This window comes from Ruegeria sp. THAF33, from assembly GCF_009363615.1.
GTDB lineage: Bacteria > Pseudomonadota > Alphaproteobacteria > Rhodobacterales > Rhodobacteraceae > Ruegeria.
This window is the reverse complement of sequence record NZ_CP045384.1, coordinates 264,526-280,714: the sequence shown is the minus strand read 5'-3', so window position 1 is coordinate 280,714 and position 16,189 is coordinate 264,526. Positions and strand designations below refer to the sequence as shown.

The window sequence follows — 16,189 nt, the reverse complement described above, 5'->3', positions numbered from 1 at the left end:
TATGCTCGCTAAAAGTGGGTGAACGGGGCTAATCTGACCCTGTGCCAACAAAATAAAATTGGGAGACTGAAATGACCCTGATGAAATCCTTGATGGGTGCTGCCGCTGCCGTCGCAATGTCAGCCGGAGCGGTACTGGCCGAACCGGCGGTGATCTTTGACCTGGGCGGCAAGTTCGACAAGTCCTTCAACGAGGCCGCCTATAACGGCGCGCAGCGCTGGGCGAATGAAACCGGCGGCAAGTATCTGGAAATCGAAATTCAGGCAGAACCGCAGCGCGAACAGGCCCTGCGCCGGTTTGCGGAATCCGGTGCAAATCCGATCATCACCATGGGGTTCGGAATCGCTGACGCCCTGGCGGCTGTTGCAAGTGATTACCCCGACACCAAATTCGTCGCTGTTGACGTGACTTGGCTGGACGCTCCAAACATCCGCCAGATTGGCTTTGCCGAGCACGAAGGGTCCTACCTGGTCGGGATGATGGCCGCCATGGCGTCGAAATCCGGCACCGTTGGTTTCATCGGAGGTATGGACATCCCGTTGATTCGCCATTTCGGATGCGGCTATGCCCAGGGCGCTAAGGCCGTGAACCCAGACATCAATGTTGTTGCCAACATGACAGGAACAACGCCTGCTGCCTGGAACGATCCGGTAAAAGGTTCGGAGCTTACAAAAGCGCAGATCAGCCAGGGCGCTGATGTGATATACGCTGCGGCCGGCGGAACCGGCGTTGGCGTTCTGCAAACTGCGGCTGACGAGGGCATCCTGTCGATTGGTGTGGACAGCAACCAGAATCACCTGCACCCAGGCAAAGTTCTGACTTCGATGCTGAAGCGTGTGGACGTCGCTGTTTATGAAGCGATGAAAGCAGGCGAAAACGTTGAAACCGGCGTTTTCATCATGGGTCTGGCCGAAGATGGGGTCGGCGTTGCCATGGATGAAAACAACAAAGAGCTTGTTTCGGTTCGCATGAGCGACGCCGTAGACGAAGCCCGCAAGGCGATCATCAACGGCGAAATCAATGTTGTAAGCTATTACGAGAACGACAGCTGCCCGGCGCTGCAGTTCTGATACCGTGCGGGGCGGGAGAGTGCCTTCCGCCTCGCCACCCACTTCGCCATCCTGGCGGACAGCCGGATGGGTTTCTCGGCAGTTGAGGGCAAGACATGACCGTCCCAGCCATTGAGCTCAAAGGGATATCCAAAGCCTTTGGGCCAGTTCAGGCCAACAAAGACATCTCGATCAGCGTTGCACCCGGTACGATCCATGGGATCATCGGTGAAAACGGCGCAGGCAAATCCACGTTGATGAGCATTCTCTTCGGCTTTTACAAAGCCGACAAAGGTGAGATCTGGATCAATGGGACCAAGACCGACATCCCGGACAGCCAGGCGGCCATCGCCTCGGGCATCGGGATGGTGTTCCAGCATTTCAAGCTGGTGGAAAATTTCACAGTTCTGGAAAACATCGTACTGGGCGCCGAGGATGGCGGGCTGCTGGCGCCATCACTGGCAAAAGCCCGCAAAGAGCTGAAAGAGCTCGAGGAAGAATACGAACTGTTCGTCGATCCCGACAAGCGCATCGACGAGATCGGCGTGGGGATGCAGCAGCGGGTCGAGATCCTGAAGGCGCTGTACCGCAAGGCCGAAATTCTGATTCTGGACGAACCGACCGGCGTGTTGACCCCAGCCGAAGCCGATCAGCTGTTCCGCATCCTCGACCGGCTGCGGTCCGAGGGCAAAACGGTCATCGTGATCACCCACAAACTGCGCGAGATCATGGAAAACACCGACACGGTATCGGTTATGCGGCGCGGGCAAATGACGGCCACGGTCAAAACATCCGAGACCAGCCCCGAGGAGCTGGCCGAGCTGATGGTCGGCCGCAAGGTTCTGCTGCAAGTCGACAAAGTGCCCGCGACGCCCGGCGAACCCATTCTCGAGATCGAAAATCTCAGCGTTTTTGATTCGGCAGGCGTTGAACGGGTCAAAAATATCGACCTGACCGTACGCGCAGGTGAGATCGTCGGCATCGCCGGCGTGGCCGGCAATGGTCAATCCGAACTGCTGGAAGTTCTTGGTGGAATGCGCCCCGGACAGGGCACGATCAAGCTGAACGGCGAACCGCTGGCACTGAGTGGGGCCGGATCAGATGGTCAGGCCCGCCGCGCGCATCACATCGCCCACGTGCCCGAAGACCGGCAGCGCGAAGGCCTGATCATGGACTTCCACGCCTGGGAAAACGTGGCCTTCGGATATCACCGCGACCCGGCCTATAAACGCGGTATCTTCATGGACAACGCGGCGTTGCGCGCCGATACCGAAGCCAAGATCGAAAAATTCGACGTCCGCCCGCCCAATCCCTGGCTGGCAGCCAAAAGTTTCTCGGGCGGCAATCAGCAGAAAATCGTTGTCGCCCGCGAGATTGAACGCAACCCTGACCTGCTGCTGGTCGGGCAACCCACGCGGGGCGTGGACATCGGCGCCATCGAGTTCATTCACAAACAGATTGTCGCGCTGCGTGATCAGGGCAAGGCAATCCTGCTGGTATCGGTCGAACTGGAAGAAATCTTCTCGCTCTCGGACCGGATCGCGGTGATGTTTGACGGACATATCATGGGAGAACGCCTGCCCCATGAGACAGATGAAAAAGAACTGGGCCTTCTGATGGCCGGTGTTGCGGGAGAGGCCGCGTAACATGGAAAAAATGCCTAAATGGGCCGATGTCATTCTGATCCCCCTGATCAGTCTGATACTGGCCGCAATCCTTTCGGCGCTGGTCATCCTCGCCATCGGCGAAAACCCTGTCGAAGCCGTCAAATTGATGGTCACTGGTGCGCTGGGATCGACCTATGGCTGGGGCTATACGCTCTATTACGCGACCAACTTCATGTTTACCGGTCTTGCGGTGGCCGTCGCCTTCCATGCCCGTATGTTCAACATCGGGGGCGAAGGTCAGGCGATGCTGGGCGGGCTAGGCGTGGCCATGGTCTGTCTTTATGTCGACTGGCCGCATTGGAGCATTGCCTTGCTTGCCGCCTGTGCGGCATCGATGCTGTTCGGCGCGCTCTGGGCAGCCATTCCGGCCTATCTTCAGGCAAAGCGTGGCAGCCATATCGTGATCACCACGATCATGTTCAACTTCATCGCCGCTGCTTTCCTGAATTACATGCTGGTCAATGTCATGCGCCCCCAAGGGTCGCAGGATCCGGCCACCGCGCGGTTCTCTGAAAGCGTGCATCTGCCCTCTTTCCAGGAGATGTTCTCGACCGCAGAGAACGTTGTTTTCCGCGGCGCCCCTGCGAACATCACCTTCTTCATCGCGTTGCTTGCCTGCGTCGTTGTCTGGGCGCTGATCTGGCGCACGCGTCTGGGTTATGAAATCCGGGCTTACGGCCATTCCGAGACCGGCGCTGTCTATGCCGGTATTTCACCTGTGCGCATCACGATTGTCGCGATGCTGATTTCCGGCGGGCTGGCAGGGTTGATGGCCATCAACAATGTCATGGGCGAAGCCGAGCGACTAGTTATGAACTCGACCGAGGGAGCGGGTTTCATAGGCATCGCCGTGGCTCTGATGGGGCGTTCACATCCGTTCGGTGTGTTTCTGGCTGCGCTCTTGTTCGGATTTCTGTATCAGGGCGGCGCCGAGCTGGCGCTGTGGGCTTCGATTCCGCGGGAACTGATCGTGGTCATTCAGGCCCTGGTCATCCTGTTCACCGGCGCATTGGACAACATGGTGCGAATGCCGCTTGAAAAACTTTTCCTGGGTATGCGGAAGAGGGCTGAGTGATGGAATTTTTTGTAACCCTCATTCAGGTTCTGGATTCGACCATTCGCCTGTCCACCCCACTGCTGCTTGCCTGTCTGGCCGGTCTGTTTTCGGAACGGGCCGGGATCTTCGACATCGGCCTCGAAGGCAAAATGTTGATGTCAGCGTTCTTTTCAGCTGCAATCGCAGCTGTCACAGGGTCGGTTTGGCTGGGCCTGCTGGCTGGTATCGCATCCTCTTTGTTGCTGTCGGGCCTGCACGGGCTGGCGTCGATCACCTTCCGGGGCAACCAGTTGATATCGGGCGTGGCGATCAACTTTCTGGCCTCGGGCCTGACCGTCCTGGTCGCGCAAAGCTGGTTTCAGCAAGGTGGTCGTACACCGTCCCTGTTTGGCGGGGGCCGGTTCGAACCGATCAACTTCCCATTCGCCGAGTCCCTCGGCGGTGTGCCAATTGTTGGTCCCATCTATTCCGAATTGCTCTCGGGCCATTCGATCCTGGTTTATGTCGCGTTCCTGATGGTTCCGACCACTTGGTGGATTCTGTATCGCACCCGGTTCGGTCTGCGCCTGCGGGCGGTGGGTGAGAACCCGGCCGCAGTGGACACCGCCGGTGTCTCGGTGGTTGGCCTGCGGTTCGCCGCCGTCGCCATCTGTGGTGTGCTGTGCGGCATCGCAGGCGCCTATCTGGCTACGGCCTTGCAGGCAGGGTTTGTCAAGGAAATGACCGCCGGTCGTGGATTTATCGCCTTGGCCGCCCTGATCTTTGCCAAGTGGCGCCCGTGGCATGCCATGTGGGCCTGCTTGCTGTTTGGTCTGCTGCAAGCGATCGCGCTGCGGTTCCAAAATATCGACCTGGGTGGCGTCGTGATTCCCGTGCAGGTGATGGACGCCCTGCCCTATATTCTGACGGTGGTGATCCTTGCCGGCTTCGTCGGCAAAGCCATCCCACCTCGGGCAGGCGGAGAACCCTACGTCAAAGAGCGCTGATAAGGCCAGTTCCGAACTGAGTTTCAGTCCTGTTCGCTGCGGAGCGGCATGCAGAGTTGATTTTGCATGCCGCAACCGTTCTAAGAGGGTATGAGTGTGTACCTTCCTGCAAACTGGCAGTTGCCCGCAGACCCGATCAGCGCAAACAGGCAGGTCTGGTCGTATGTGCCGATTAGTCACATTCAATTTTTTAAATATTTAGGCGAATGCGACGCTATGGCGTTGCGCCTCTCAACTCAGTGCAACTAGAAGAGCCCATGCAGATATACCTTCCCATCGCCGAAGTCTCAGTAAACGCCTTTCTCTTGTTGGGGTTGGGCGGCATGGTTGGCATCCTGTCCGGAATGTTCGGTGTCGGTGGCGGCTTTTTGATGACCCCGCTGCTGTTCTTCATCGGTATTCCGCCGGCGGTGGCTGTTGCTACCGAAGCCAATCAGATCGTCGCATCATCTTTTTCCGGAGTTCTGGCACATTTCCGACGAAAGACCGTGGACCTCAAAATGGGAACGGTATTGCTGGTTGGCGGGCTTGTTGGGGCCGCTTTGGGCGTGGTTGTCTTCAACTATCTCAAAAGCCTGGGTCAGGTCGATCTGCTGGTGACACTCTGTTACGTTGTTTTTCTCGGCGTCATTGGCAGCCTGATGTTTGTCGAAAGCCTGAGGGCCCTGCGTAAAGCCAAGAAAGGCGGCGCGGCCCCTGCCAAGCGCCGGCAGCGGGGCTGGGTCCATGCCATGCCCTTCAAAATGCGTTTTCGCACCTCGGGCCTGTATATCTCGGTCATCCCGCCGGCCTTGGTCGGTCTGTGCGTTGGGGTTTTGTCGGCGATCATGGGCGTTGGCGGCGGCTTCATCATGGTTCCTGCCATGATCTACTTGCTGGGTATGCCGACCAAGGTCGTTGTCGGCACGTCGCTGTTTCAGATCATCTTTGTGACAGCCTTCACCACGATGCTGCACGCCACCACCAACTACACGGTTGATGTTGTTCTGGCAGTCTTGTTGCTGGTGGGCGGTGTCATTGGCGCCCAGATCGGAACCGTGATCGGAGCCCGGATGCCGGCGGAACAATTGCGCGTGCTGCTTGCCGCTCTGGTACTGGCCGTATGTGGCAAGCTTGCACTTGATCTGCTTATCGAACCCGCCGAGCTCTACTCGCTTGGCAGCGGCGGAGGGCACTGAGGATGCTGCGTTCGCTTATTGCCGCCCTGTGCTTGTTCTGCTCGCCCGCTTTGGCAGCGGAAGAACAGGTTGTCCTTGGTCTCAGCCAGGACCGGGTTGCCATCACCGCGACATTCGACGGATCTGAACTTCTGATTTTTGGGGCCATCAAGCGGGAAACCCCAATCCCTTCCGGCCCTCCGGTCGAAGTCATCGTCGCGGTTGCGGGTCCGTCCGAGCCTGTCACCGTGCGACGCAAGGAACGCAAGCTTGGGATCTGGGTGAACACCGACAGTGTTCTTGTCGACCTTGCACCCAGCTTTTACGCCGTTGCAACCAGCGGGCCCTTTGACGACATCCTGTCCGACACCGAAGACCTGCGTTACCGGATTTCGATCGAACGCGCGATCCGCTCGGTCGGTGCCGCGATGCATATCCGGGGCGCACAGGATTTTGCAGACGCCGTAATAAGAATTCGAGAACACGAACAACTATATTCGATCCGCGAAAACACCGTAGCAGTGGATGAACAAACCCTGTTCCGTACCTCAATCGATATGCCCGCCGACCTGACCGAAGGCGATTATTCCGCCCGGATTTTCCTCACCCGAGGCGGAGAGGTCGTCTCGCAATATGAAGCGATCATTGATGTCCGGAAAGTCGGTCTGGAGCGTTTTTTGTACAATATGTCCCGCCAGCAGCCCGTCTGGTACGGCCTGATGTCGCTGGTCATAGCGATTGCGGCAGGCTGGGGCGCCTCGACAGCCTTCCGGCTGTTGCGAGAAAAGTAACCGTCACCCCCGGCCGATATAGGGCATGGTCGTGGCCATGACGGTCATGAACTGCACGTTGGCCTCGGGCGGCAGGCTTGCCATATGCAGGACCGAGCGCGCGGCGTCTTCCACGGCCATCGTCGGATCTGGTGTTTCGCCCGCGGCTTGCGCCGCGTCCACAAGGCCCTGAACCATCTGCGTGCGCGCATTTCCGATATCGATCTGCCCGCAGGCAATTCCAAAGCGACGCCCATCCAGCGAAAGGCTGCGCGTCAGCCCTGTAATGGCGTGCTTTGTGGCCGAATAGTGTACCGAATTCGGGCGCGGAACATGTGCCGCTATCGAGCCGTTGTTTATGATCCGGCCGCCCTGCGGGTTTTGATGACGCATGATTTTGAAAGCTTCACGCGCGCAGAGGAACATGCCGTTCAGGTTCACGTTGACGCTTTGATACCAATCGTCCAGTGCGATCTCGTCGATCGTGCCGCCCGGCGCAAAGATCCCGGCGTTGTTGAACAGAACATCCAGCCGCCCGGTGCGAACTGAAAAAGACCGGAATGCCCGTTCTACCGCATTCGGGTCGGTCACATCCGCAGGCAGGACAATGGCTGCCTGATGCTCTTTTGCCAGAGCTTCCAGCTTGTCCTTGCTGCGCGCCAACAGCCCGACCGTCCACCCTTGGGACAGAAACAGCAGGGCCGTTGCCCGGCCGATACCTGAACTGGCACCCGTTACGATGATGGATTTCATGTCTCTTCCGCCTCCAACGTCAGCGAAGCCGCCGGAATCGCCCTCAAGTCATCCACACGCAGGGTGTGCGTGGGCTTTGACAGGCGATTTCGCACCACCCAGATCAACCGCTCTTGCGCGCGCGTGATCGCGACATATGCCAAACGCTTCCACAATGGCTGTCCGGCCTCGGTCCGGCCCATGCGAGCGGCGGCATAGAGATCCGGAGCGAACACCTGAACCGTATCCCATTGTGACCCCTGCGCCTTGTGGATCGTCACGGCCGCTCCGTGCAAAAAGGTCGCCCCCATGCGGGCGGCATAGGGAATAAACGGCTCTTCCTCGTCCGGTTTTTCGATCTGCACAATAGACGCTGCGCTGACCTGCGGGTCTTCGGCCCCCATCACGTGAAGACGCGAGAAGCCCGGCTTTCGTCCCGGCCCCAGATATACCACCTGAGCTCCTTTGATCAGCCCGCGCGCCTCAAGGTCCAGCCGTTTCTTGCGATGTTTCAAGGGCAATTCGATCCCATCACAAATAAGCGGTTCACCTTCCAGCAATTCCGTATCCGGTGCGCCGTGAACTTGCCTGAAGGCCTGTATCAAACGAATGCGCGTGGCGTTGCGCCAGACGAGAACCGGGCTTCGGGCCATCAGATCGACCTCAACCCGCTGGCCCCAGACAACCCGATCATCCCGACGGGCAGTTTCTTCGATCAGTCGCTCGAAATCCTCGAAGCCCATTGCCGGGTCAGCCAGCGCATGCGCAAGATCCAGAATTGGATTGTCTGCATCCTGGCGGTGCACGCGCTGAAGTGTCAGCTTCCTGGGCTCGGGCAATCCCTCAAACACCATGCTGCCAGACTGATTTACCGGTGCCAGCTGAGCCGGATCGCCGAACAACAGAAGGGTCGGGAAAATCTCTTTGAGATCATCGAACTGGCGGTCATCCAGCATCGACGCCTCGTCGACGAACCCGATATCCAGCGGTTCGTCACGGCGCTTCCACCCGGTGATGAAATCCGACCCTCGCAAACCGGCGGCGGCCAGCGCCCCGGGGATAGATTTGTTGTTTTGGTAAAAAGCAGCCGCACGATCCAAGGCTTCATCCGTCAAACCTTCGATATCGGGGCGTTCGTCATTGCCGGCCAGCCATTCCGCAATACGCTCGTATTCCGGATCATAGACCGGCGTGTACAATATGCGGTGAATCGTGGTCGCAGGCACGCCGCGCAATCGCAGAACGCTTGCAGCCTTGTTCGTCGGGGCCAGGATGGCTAGGCTGCGCTTGTCTTTCGATTTGCGGCTTTCATAATCGCCGGACACGATCTGAACACCCGTCTCTGCCAGAGCCTTGTACAGTTCGGCCAACAGCAGCGTTTTGCCCGATCCGGCCTTTCCGATCACGGCCATCACACCGGATTTTCCTGCGCTTGGCAGTTTCAGAAGGGCATCATCTTCGAGATCAACACCTGCTGCCCGCAGCATCTCGGCGATGCTGTCATATGCGGCGGCCTGATCATCTGAGAACGTTACATTCGGCAAGGACATGGCGCGACCCTACAGGGCCGCGCCGACCACCACCAGATGTGGATTGGCGTTTTCCGGCACTTAAGCGGATAGGGCGAACCGGTGCTGTTTCTTTGGCCCGAATGCGGCTTTGAACCACATCCGAGACAGGTCGCGCGGGATGCCCGCACGCTCGGCCACTCGGTTGCAGTCGTCCGCTGAATAGGGCCACAATCCGACTGAAATCTGATCGCGCCCGCTGCCCTGGGTTCCCAGAACCTCGGGCGATGACCCGATCAGGCGATAGATTCTGATCATTCTGGCATCAAATACGCCGGCGATATGCGTCAGGCCGAAACCTTCCATCATTTCACCGCCGCTCAACATGATGGCGCCGGCAGTATGCGGGCTGGCTGTTCGGGACAGGCAGAACCGGGTGACCTCCCAGATCAGGGGGCTGCAAATCGGCTTGCCGCCATTCAGATGACCAAAAACCTCATTGATCATCACCCGACCGGTCGTAGGCAATACACGCATCGACCCTCCGTGGCTGCCATCCGGCTCTTCCCAGATGACATAAAGCGGATTGAGATCATCATATTCGTCCCGTTCTTCGCCCTTCTCGTTGACGTGGACATCCCACCCCAACCTGGTCTTGAACTGATCCGCACGATCTTTGAACATCCCCTCTGCCAGAGTCGGAAATCTGTGTAACTCATCGGCATATAGATAACGCAACATGACTTGTTCCCCTTGTCGTCCTGTGCAGGAACGAAGGGAGTACAGAGTCGTGGTTAATTTTGCGTGTGGAGGCCGTTCGCCTCTTAAACCACTATTAATCCCCGGCTGAGTGCCGTGGCGATTGCGTGGGTTGTGTTATGTGCGCCCAGCTTTGAGCGCGCGCTTTCAATGTAAACGCGCAACGTATGCTCGGAAATCGTCAGGGAATGGGCCACTTGGGCGCGGCTGTATCCCAACGCCAAAAGTGTGATCGCGTCGATTTCCCTTGGCGACAAGCTGCGCGGGCAGTCCGGCTGCCTGTCTTTTTCAAACTCCAGCGCCTTGCGATTTATGTAATGCGCAACAAGAATCAAATCACGCCCGTAAGTCGAGATAAAGTTCTTCCAGGTTTGATCATCACAACTGTGGTTGACCGTGAACAAGGCAAACTGACCATTTGGACCCCGAATTGGGATTGAATACCCCTGATTGCCAACGCCATGGTTTTGCGCATCCAGAAGGAAGGCCTTTGCCACCTTGCCGGACCAATCCAACGACTTCCAGTCAACCGGATGAAACCGCTGGAAACACCCCAAGATCACAGGGTCGATACGGTGATAGTTTTTTTCCCTGTAGCGCTCATCCCAGGCGTCTGAATAGGTGGTGTAGCCGTATTGATCTCCGGCACCGTCAACCCAGTGATACGTCAGGTGCTCGACGTTCAACGCGTCCCGCAAACGCTCAGCTACGGCGCTGAGTTCTTCAAGCGTGTTGGTGTTTTCCAAATCCTGAAGGATTTGACCCAAATCGACCTTCGTTGCCATCCGCGGGCGCCCGTGCCTCGTTCTTCATGGACGCAATCTCGGCAGCCGCGATCAGTCTTGTGTCATCAAGCTGCTCTGCAAGCGCGCTCAAACCATTCGCAACGGCGAAAGCATTGAGGTCCGACAATACGTCCAATATCCACTCATTTTGCGCCATCAGGGTCTCTCTGAAACAGTTAACGAAGGGTTAACACAACCATAACATGTATGATCTTTTTTGGCCTATTCGCCGGTTTCTACTCCCCAAAAATAGCGATGGGAAAAATTGCAAGCATTTGAAAGATCGTCAGGGGACTGAAAAACGTAAAACACCCGCGAACCAGCAAGGTGATTCGCGGGCGTTTTTTGTCTACAACCCTGGCGGGTTGTTAGCCTGCGTCCAGGACTTCCTCGAGGGTACGCAGACCCGTACGCGGCGCCTGAACAAGAACAGACATATTGCCCGGCTTGTGCTCGTTCCGCAGCATTTTCATATGGGCCTCGGGCAGGTCATTCCACGTGAATACTTCGGACATGCAGGGGTCAAGGCGGCGCTCGACCATCAGCTTGTTCGCGGCTGCCGCCTGCTTGAGATGAGCAAAGTGCGAGCCCTGCAAACGCTTCTGGTGCATCCACATGTAGCGCACATCGAATGTACAGTTGAAACCCGATGTTCCGGCGCAAATCACGACCATACCGCCTTTTTTCACAACGAAGGTCGACACTGGGAAAGTGCTTTCACCCGGGTGTTCGAACACCATATCGACATTTTTGCCTTTGCCGGTGATGTCCCAGATCGCCTTGCCGAATTTGCGGGCCTCTTTGAACCATTCGGCATATTCCGGTGTGTTGACCGTGGGCAATTGACCCCAGCAGTTGAAGTCACGACGGTTCAGAACGCCTTTGGCGCCCAGACCCATAACGAAATCACGCTTGCTTTCGTCTGAAATCACACCGATCGCATTTGCGCCTGCGGTGTTGATCAATTGGATCGCGTAGGACCCTAGACCGCCCGACGCACCCCAGACCAGGACATTCTGACCCGGTTTCAGATCGTGCGGTTCGTGGCCAAACAGCATCCGGTACGCGGTTGCCAGCGTCAGGGTGTAGCACGCCGCTTCTTCCCATGTCAGATGCTTGGGGCGCGGCATAAGCTGCTGTGCCTGCACGCGGGTGAACTGGCTGAACGAGCCATCCGGTGTTTCATAGCCCCAGATCCGCTGGCTGGGCGAATACATCGGATCACCGCCGTTGCATTCCTCGTCGTCGCCGTCGTCCTGGTTGCAGTGGATCACAACCTCATCGCCAACTTTCCAGCGCTTCACCTTGTCGCCAACGGCCCAAACGATGCCCGACGCATCCGAACCCGCGATGTGGTAGGGTGCTTTGTGGCCGTCAAACGGGCTGATCGGCTGCCCCAGAGCGGCCCAGACGCCGTTGTAGTTGACCCCTGCGGCCATAACCAGAACCAGCACTTCGTTGCTGTCCAGGGTCGGAACATCCACAACTTCCTGCTGCATGGCGGTGTTCGGCTCACCATGACGTTCTTTGCGGATGGCCCAAGCGTACATTTGCTTTGGGACATATCCCATGGGCGGGATTTCACCCATTTCATACAGATCTTTTTCAGGTGCCTCGTACGACGCGATACCACTTTCGGTGTCCAAAGCCATGCCGGCCTCCTCTGTTCAGTGCCTTTGCCGCGACGCAGAATCGCGCGCTTCACAGACTGGAATATTGGGCGCTGAGTAATATTGCAACCGTTTTTGGCGCCATATTGTAATTTTATGACCCAGCGGTTGCAGAAAGTTATTTTGCGGACGCAGAAATTCGGTCACCTGAATCCGACGGGACGGATGCGGCGTAATAGTCCAGAAGATCGCCGCGCTGACCTGATACGGACAGCATGTTCCCCTGTCGGTTCAGAATCCGGCGTTCAACCAGTTGATCCAAAGCATTTGATATGGCCTGCGAATTGTCCTTGGTCTGCGGATCATCGCGCTCCATCATCTGTCGGATTTGTGACAGCACGTCTTCTTCGGACATCGGGCCCTTGTCGCGCACCAGCAAACAGGCCGCTGGTGCCGGCACAAGCGGAATAGCATGCTGGATACGTTGCATCAGCGCCCGGGCCAAATCCGTCATCATGTCGTCGCTGCCCTTGGCCCGGAATTCTCTCAGAGAGATCGGCCTGCCGTATCGGACGGACGCCAGACCGAACCGCTTGTATCGGCCGATCAAACGACGCCAGATCTGTTTCACTATCCAGCGCGTGATGACGCCGATCCGCGCGCGAAACCGCCGCTCTGTTCCAAGTGCCGCGCGGGTCAGGATGGTATCTTCCAACACACGGTCGTAATTCAGGGCAACCGGGACAAACACCACATCGCGCCCCTGTGGCGACGTTCCATCCATAATGTATTTGAGCAGTCCAAGCTTGGGGCGCGCAATGGCCCCGGTCAGGCTCAGCCCGCCTTCTGGAAACATGGCTTGAGTTACGCCGGCTTCGGTTGCGTGGCGCACATAGGTGGACAGAACCTGACGATAGAGTTCGCTGCCGGACTTGCGCCGGATAAAATACGCCCCCATCGCCCGGATCAATCGGCTGAGCGGCCAGACCCGGGCCCACTCTCCTACAGCATAAGACAGTGCAGAATGTCGGGCTGCAAGATACGTGACCAAAACGTAATCCATGTTGCTCCGGTGGTTCATGACAAAGACAACCGTAGCTTCGGGGTCAATGTTCCTGACGGATTCTTCGTCCTGGTAGCTAAGCCGTACCTCGTAGAATGTGTTGCTCAGCAAGCGGGCCAACCGGATCGCAAAGCTGAAATAGGCGAAGGCCGAAAATGACGGAACGATCTCTCGGGCATAACGACGTGCCTGCTCCGAGGCGACGGCCTCGGGCATGCCGGTTTCACGGGCATGTTGCTGAACCGCCTGGCCGACCTGCGGATCATAAATCAAGCGCTGGATCATGTCGTGTCGACGCGCCAACTTGAAGGGCTGGATTGGGCGTTGAAGGCGCTGGTTCAGGCGCGCCACCGCGCGTTCCAACCTGCGACGGAAAAACCAGCGGACGGACGGAAACAGGAAATGCGATGCAAAAGTGACCATGGCAAAGACCACGATCAGCACGAAAAGCCAAAGCGGAAGTTCCACGGTTTGCGTCATGGCGGCAGATTGCCACCAATCACAGCTGCCCACAATCTGAACAATTGCGGCATGCCGCAACGCAGCGAATTGACATGTCCCGAAAATTGCGCTTTAGAACCTCAAGACGAAATTTTATTGCCCACTGAAACGCGAGGCCCCGCTATGACGCAGACGCAGAAAGATCGCCCCTGGCTCATCCGAACCTATGCCGGTCATTCCACGGCCAAAGCCTCGAACGCGCTTTATCGGGGGAATCTTGCGAAAGGCCAAACCGGCCTGTCCGTGGCCTTCGATCTGCCCACGCAAACAGGCTATGACAGCGACCACACTTTGGCCCGCGGTGAAGTCGGCAAGGTCGGTGTGCCGGTCTGTCATCTGGGCGACATGCGGGTTCTGTTCGACCAGATCCCGCTTGAGCAGATGAACACCTCGATGACGATCAACGCCACTGCGCCATGGCTTTTGGCGCTTTATATCGCCGTCGCGGAAGAGCAAGGCGCGGATGTATCCAAACTACAGGGCACGGTTCAAAACGACCTGATCAAGGAATACCTGAGCCGCGGCACTTATGTTTGCCCGCCCAAACCGTCGCTCAAGATGATCGCGGACGTAGCCGAGTATTGCTATACCAATGTTCCGAAATGGAACCCGATGAACGTGTGCTCGTATCACCTGCAAGAGGCGGGTGCGACGCCAGAGCAGGAACTGGCCTATGCCCTAGCCACTGCCATCGCCGTGCTGGACGAATTGCGCCCACGTGTACCTGCCGAGGATTTCCCGGCGCTCTGCGGTCGGATTTCCTTCTTTGTAAATGCTGGCATCCGCTTTGTCACCGAAATGTGCAAAATGCGTGCCTTCGTGGATCTTTGGGATGAGATCCTGCAACAACGCTATGGCGTTGAAAATCCGAAATTCCGTCGATTCCGCTATGGCGTGCAGGTGAACTCTCTGGGTCTGACCGAGCAGCAGCCCGAAAACAACGTCTATCGCATCCTGATCGAGATGCTGGCCGTAACCCTGTCGAAGAATGCCCGAGCCCGAGCGGTGCAGTTGCCCGCCTGGAACGAAGCGCTCGGTCTGCCGCGCCCGTGGGACCAGCAGTGGTCGATGCGGATGCAGCAGATCCTGGCCTACGAAACCGATCTGCTGGAATACGACGACCTGTTCGATGGCAACCCTGCTGTCGATGCCAAGGTCGAAGAGCTGAAAGAAGGCGCGCGGGCCGAACTGGCCAACCTGGATTCGATGGGCGGCGCGGTCGCTTCGATCGAATACATGAAGTCCCGACTGGTAGATTCCAACGCTGAACGCCTGAACCGGATCGAGCGCAACGAAACCGTTGTTGTCGGTGTGAACAAATGGATCGAAGGCGAGGCATCACCGCTTCAAACCGAAGACGGTGGCATCATGGTTGTTGATCCTGCCGTGGAACAAGAACAGATCGACCGCCTAAATACGTGGCGCGCAGAACGGGACGAAGCGGCCGTAACCGCGGCCTTGGCCGCGCTGCGCGAAGCGGCACAGACCGGGGCAAACATCATGGAACCGTCCATTGCCGCCGCAAAGGCCGGCGCGACGACGGGCGAATGGGCCGAAGAGATGCGCAAAGTCTATGGAACCTATCGCGGCCCAACCGGTGTTTCCGGGTCTGTTTCGAACAAGACCGAAGGGCTGGACGACCTGCGTGCCGCTGTTGATGCCGTCAGCGACAAGCTGGGCCGGCGTCTGAAGTTCCTTGTAGGCAAACCCGGACTGGACGGCCATTCCAACGGTGCCGAACAGATCGCCTTCCGTGCCCGCGATTGCGGTATGGACATCAGCTATGAGGGCATTCGCCTGACACCCGAAGAAATCGTTGCGGCCGCCCGCGAAGATGACGCGCATGTCATTGGATTGTCGATCCTGTCCGGCAGCCACCTGCCACTGGTCAAAGACGTCATGGAACGTCTGCGGCAGGCGGGGTTGTCTCATATCCCAGTCGTGGTGGGTGGCATTATTCCGGACGAAGATGCCGAAAAACTGAAATCCATGGGTGTGGCCAAGGTCTACACCCCGAAAAACTTCGAACTCAATTCGATAATGGGCGATATCGTTACTCTGGCGGATCCTCGGAACCTCGCGGCAGAGTAAATTAGCTTAAAGGCACTTTTTCTCCTGTTTCCGTCTCTGAAAAATTCGGGATGGAATAAGCTGATATTTGGAATTACGGTGCGCGCTCATGTGCACCGTAATTATTATCTGATGGAGAAGAATGATGGGGATCAATCTTGAGAATATGTCACGCAAAGACCTTTTGGCTTTGCGCAATGACATTGAAAAAGCTTTGATCAGGGCAGAAAAACGCGAACGTCAGGAAGCTTTGAAAGCCGCAGAAAAGGCTGCGGCAGAATTCGGCTTCTCTTTGTCTGAGCTGTCCGGAGAAGCGTCGCGCAGCGTTAAGCCAACAAAAACAAAGGCTAAATACCGCAACCCGGAAAATCCAGATCAAACCTGGACTGGTCGCGGCCGCAAGCCTCAATGGGTGCATGACGCGCTGACCGCAGGCGTGGATATTTCTGATCTGGAAATCTAATCTGAGCGTTTT

At 57.4% G+C, this 16,189-nt stretch carries 14 protein-coding genes; 8 read left to right on the top strand and 6 right to left on the bottom strand.

The genetic code is table 11. The features are described from left to right. Positions 1 to 71 precede the first annotated feature (71 nt). From FIU92_RS01425 to FIU92_RS01400, 6 genes are all read left to right on the top strand, one after another. On the top strand, positions 72 to 1,070 hold the full coding sequence (locus tag FIU92_RS01425) for a BMP family protein (protein ID WP_152456860.1): 999 nt from the start codon (positions 72 to 74) through the stop codon (positions 1,068 to 1,070). A 95-nt stretch (positions 1,071 to 1,165) separates the two neighbouring features. Beyond that, positions 1,166 to 2,695: an ABC transporter ATP-binding protein gene (locus FIU92_RS01420; RefSeq protein ID WP_152456859.1), complete on the top strand. Its 1,530-nt coding sequence runs from the start codon at positions 1,166 to 1,168 to the stop codon at positions 2,693 to 2,695. A 1-nt stretch (position 2,696) separates the two neighbouring features. Beyond that, positions 2,697 to 3,791: an ABC transporter permease gene (locus FIU92_RS01415; protein WP_152456858.1), complete on the top strand. Its 1,095-nt coding sequence runs from the start codon at positions 2,697 to 2,699 to the stop codon at positions 3,789 to 3,791. Beyond that, positions 3,791 to 4,759, top strand: coding sequence for an ABC transporter permease (locus FIU92_RS01410; protein WP_152456857.1), 969 nt, complete (start codon positions 3,791 to 3,793; stop codon positions 4,757 to 4,759). The genes FIU92_RS01415 and FIU92_RS01410 overlap by 1 nt, the downstream gene beginning before the upstream one ends. Before the next feature lie 257 nt (positions 4,760 to 5,016). Beyond that, positions 5,017 to 5,937 carry a sulfite exporter TauE/SafE family protein gene (locus FIU92_RS01405; protein ID WP_152456856.1) on the top strand — a complete coding sequence of 307 codons (921 nt, stop codon included), beginning with the start codon at positions 5,017 to 5,019 and terminating at the stop codon, positions 5,935 to 5,937. A 2-nt stretch (positions 5,938 to 5,939) separates the two neighbouring features. Next, complete coding sequence (locus FIU92_RS01400; RefSeq protein WP_152456855.1) at positions 5,940 to 6,707, top strand: TIGR02186 family protein; 768 nt, start codon at positions 5,940 to 5,942, stop codon at positions 6,705 to 6,707. Between the two features lie 3 nt (positions 6,708 to 6,710). Here the strand turns inward: FIU92_RS01400 and FIU92_RS01395 are convergent, their stop codons facing one another. From FIU92_RS01395 to FIU92_RS01365, 6 genes are all read right to left on the bottom strand, one after another. Then, on the bottom strand, positions 6,711 to 7,439 hold the full coding sequence (locus tag FIU92_RS01395) for an SDR family oxidoreductase (protein WP_152456854.1): 729 nt from the start codon (positions 7,437 to 7,439) through the stop codon (positions 6,711 to 6,713). Continuing rightward, positions 7,436 to 8,968 (bottom strand): ATP-dependent RecD-like DNA helicase, encoded by a 1,533-nt coding sequence (locus tag FIU92_RS01390; RefSeq protein ID WP_152456853.1) that lies wholly within the window; start codon positions 8,966 to 8,968, stop codon positions 7,436 to 7,438. Before FIU92_RS01390 ends, FIU92_RS01395 begins: the two co-directional genes overlap by 4 nt. Positions 8,969 to 9,028: 60 nt before the next feature. Further along, positions 9,029 to 9,667, bottom strand: a complete 639-nt coding sequence (locus FIU92_RS01385) for an acyl-homoserine-lactone synthase (protein ID WP_152456852.1) — start codon at positions 9,665 to 9,667, stop codon at positions 9,029 to 9,031. A gap of 83 nt (positions 9,668 to 9,750) precedes the next feature. Further along, positions 9,751 to 10,470 (bottom strand): LuxR family transcriptional regulator, encoded by a 720-nt coding sequence (locus FIU92_RS01380; RefSeq protein WP_152456851.1) that lies wholly within the window; start codon positions 10,468 to 10,470, stop codon positions 9,751 to 9,753. Between the two features lie 368 nt (positions 10,471 to 10,838). Further along, positions 10,839 to 12,122, bottom strand: coding sequence for a crotonyl-CoA carboxylase/reductase (gene ccrA, locus FIU92_RS01370; RefSeq protein WP_152456849.1), 1,284 nt, complete (start codon positions 12,120 to 12,122; stop codon positions 10,839 to 10,841). A gap of 136 nt (positions 12,123 to 12,258) precedes the next feature. Continuing rightward, the gene (locus FIU92_RS01365; RefSeq protein ID WP_152456848.1) at positions 12,259 to 13,623 is read right to left on the bottom strand and encodes a 1-acyl-sn-glycerol-3-phosphate acyltransferase; all 1,365 of its coding nucleotides are present in this window, start codon (positions 13,621 to 13,623) and stop codon (positions 12,259 to 12,261) included. Positions 13,624 to 13,767: 144 nt separating this feature from the next. On the opposite strand from FIU92_RS01365, the gene FIU92_RS01360 reads away from it, so the two are divergent. Further along, positions 13,768 to 15,735 carry a protein meaA gene (locus FIU92_RS01360; protein WP_152456847.1) on the top strand — a complete coding sequence of 656 codons (1,968 nt, stop codon included), beginning with the start codon at positions 13,768 to 13,770 and terminating at the stop codon, positions 15,733 to 15,735. A 124-nt stretch (positions 15,736 to 15,859) separates the two neighbouring features. Then, positions 15,860 to 16,177, top strand: a complete 318-nt coding sequence (locus FIU92_RS01355; protein WP_152456846.1) for an H-NS family nucleoid-associated regulatory protein — start codon at positions 15,860 to 15,862, stop codon at positions 16,175 to 16,177. The last annotated feature ends 12 nt before the right edge of the window (positions 16,178 to 16,189 follow it).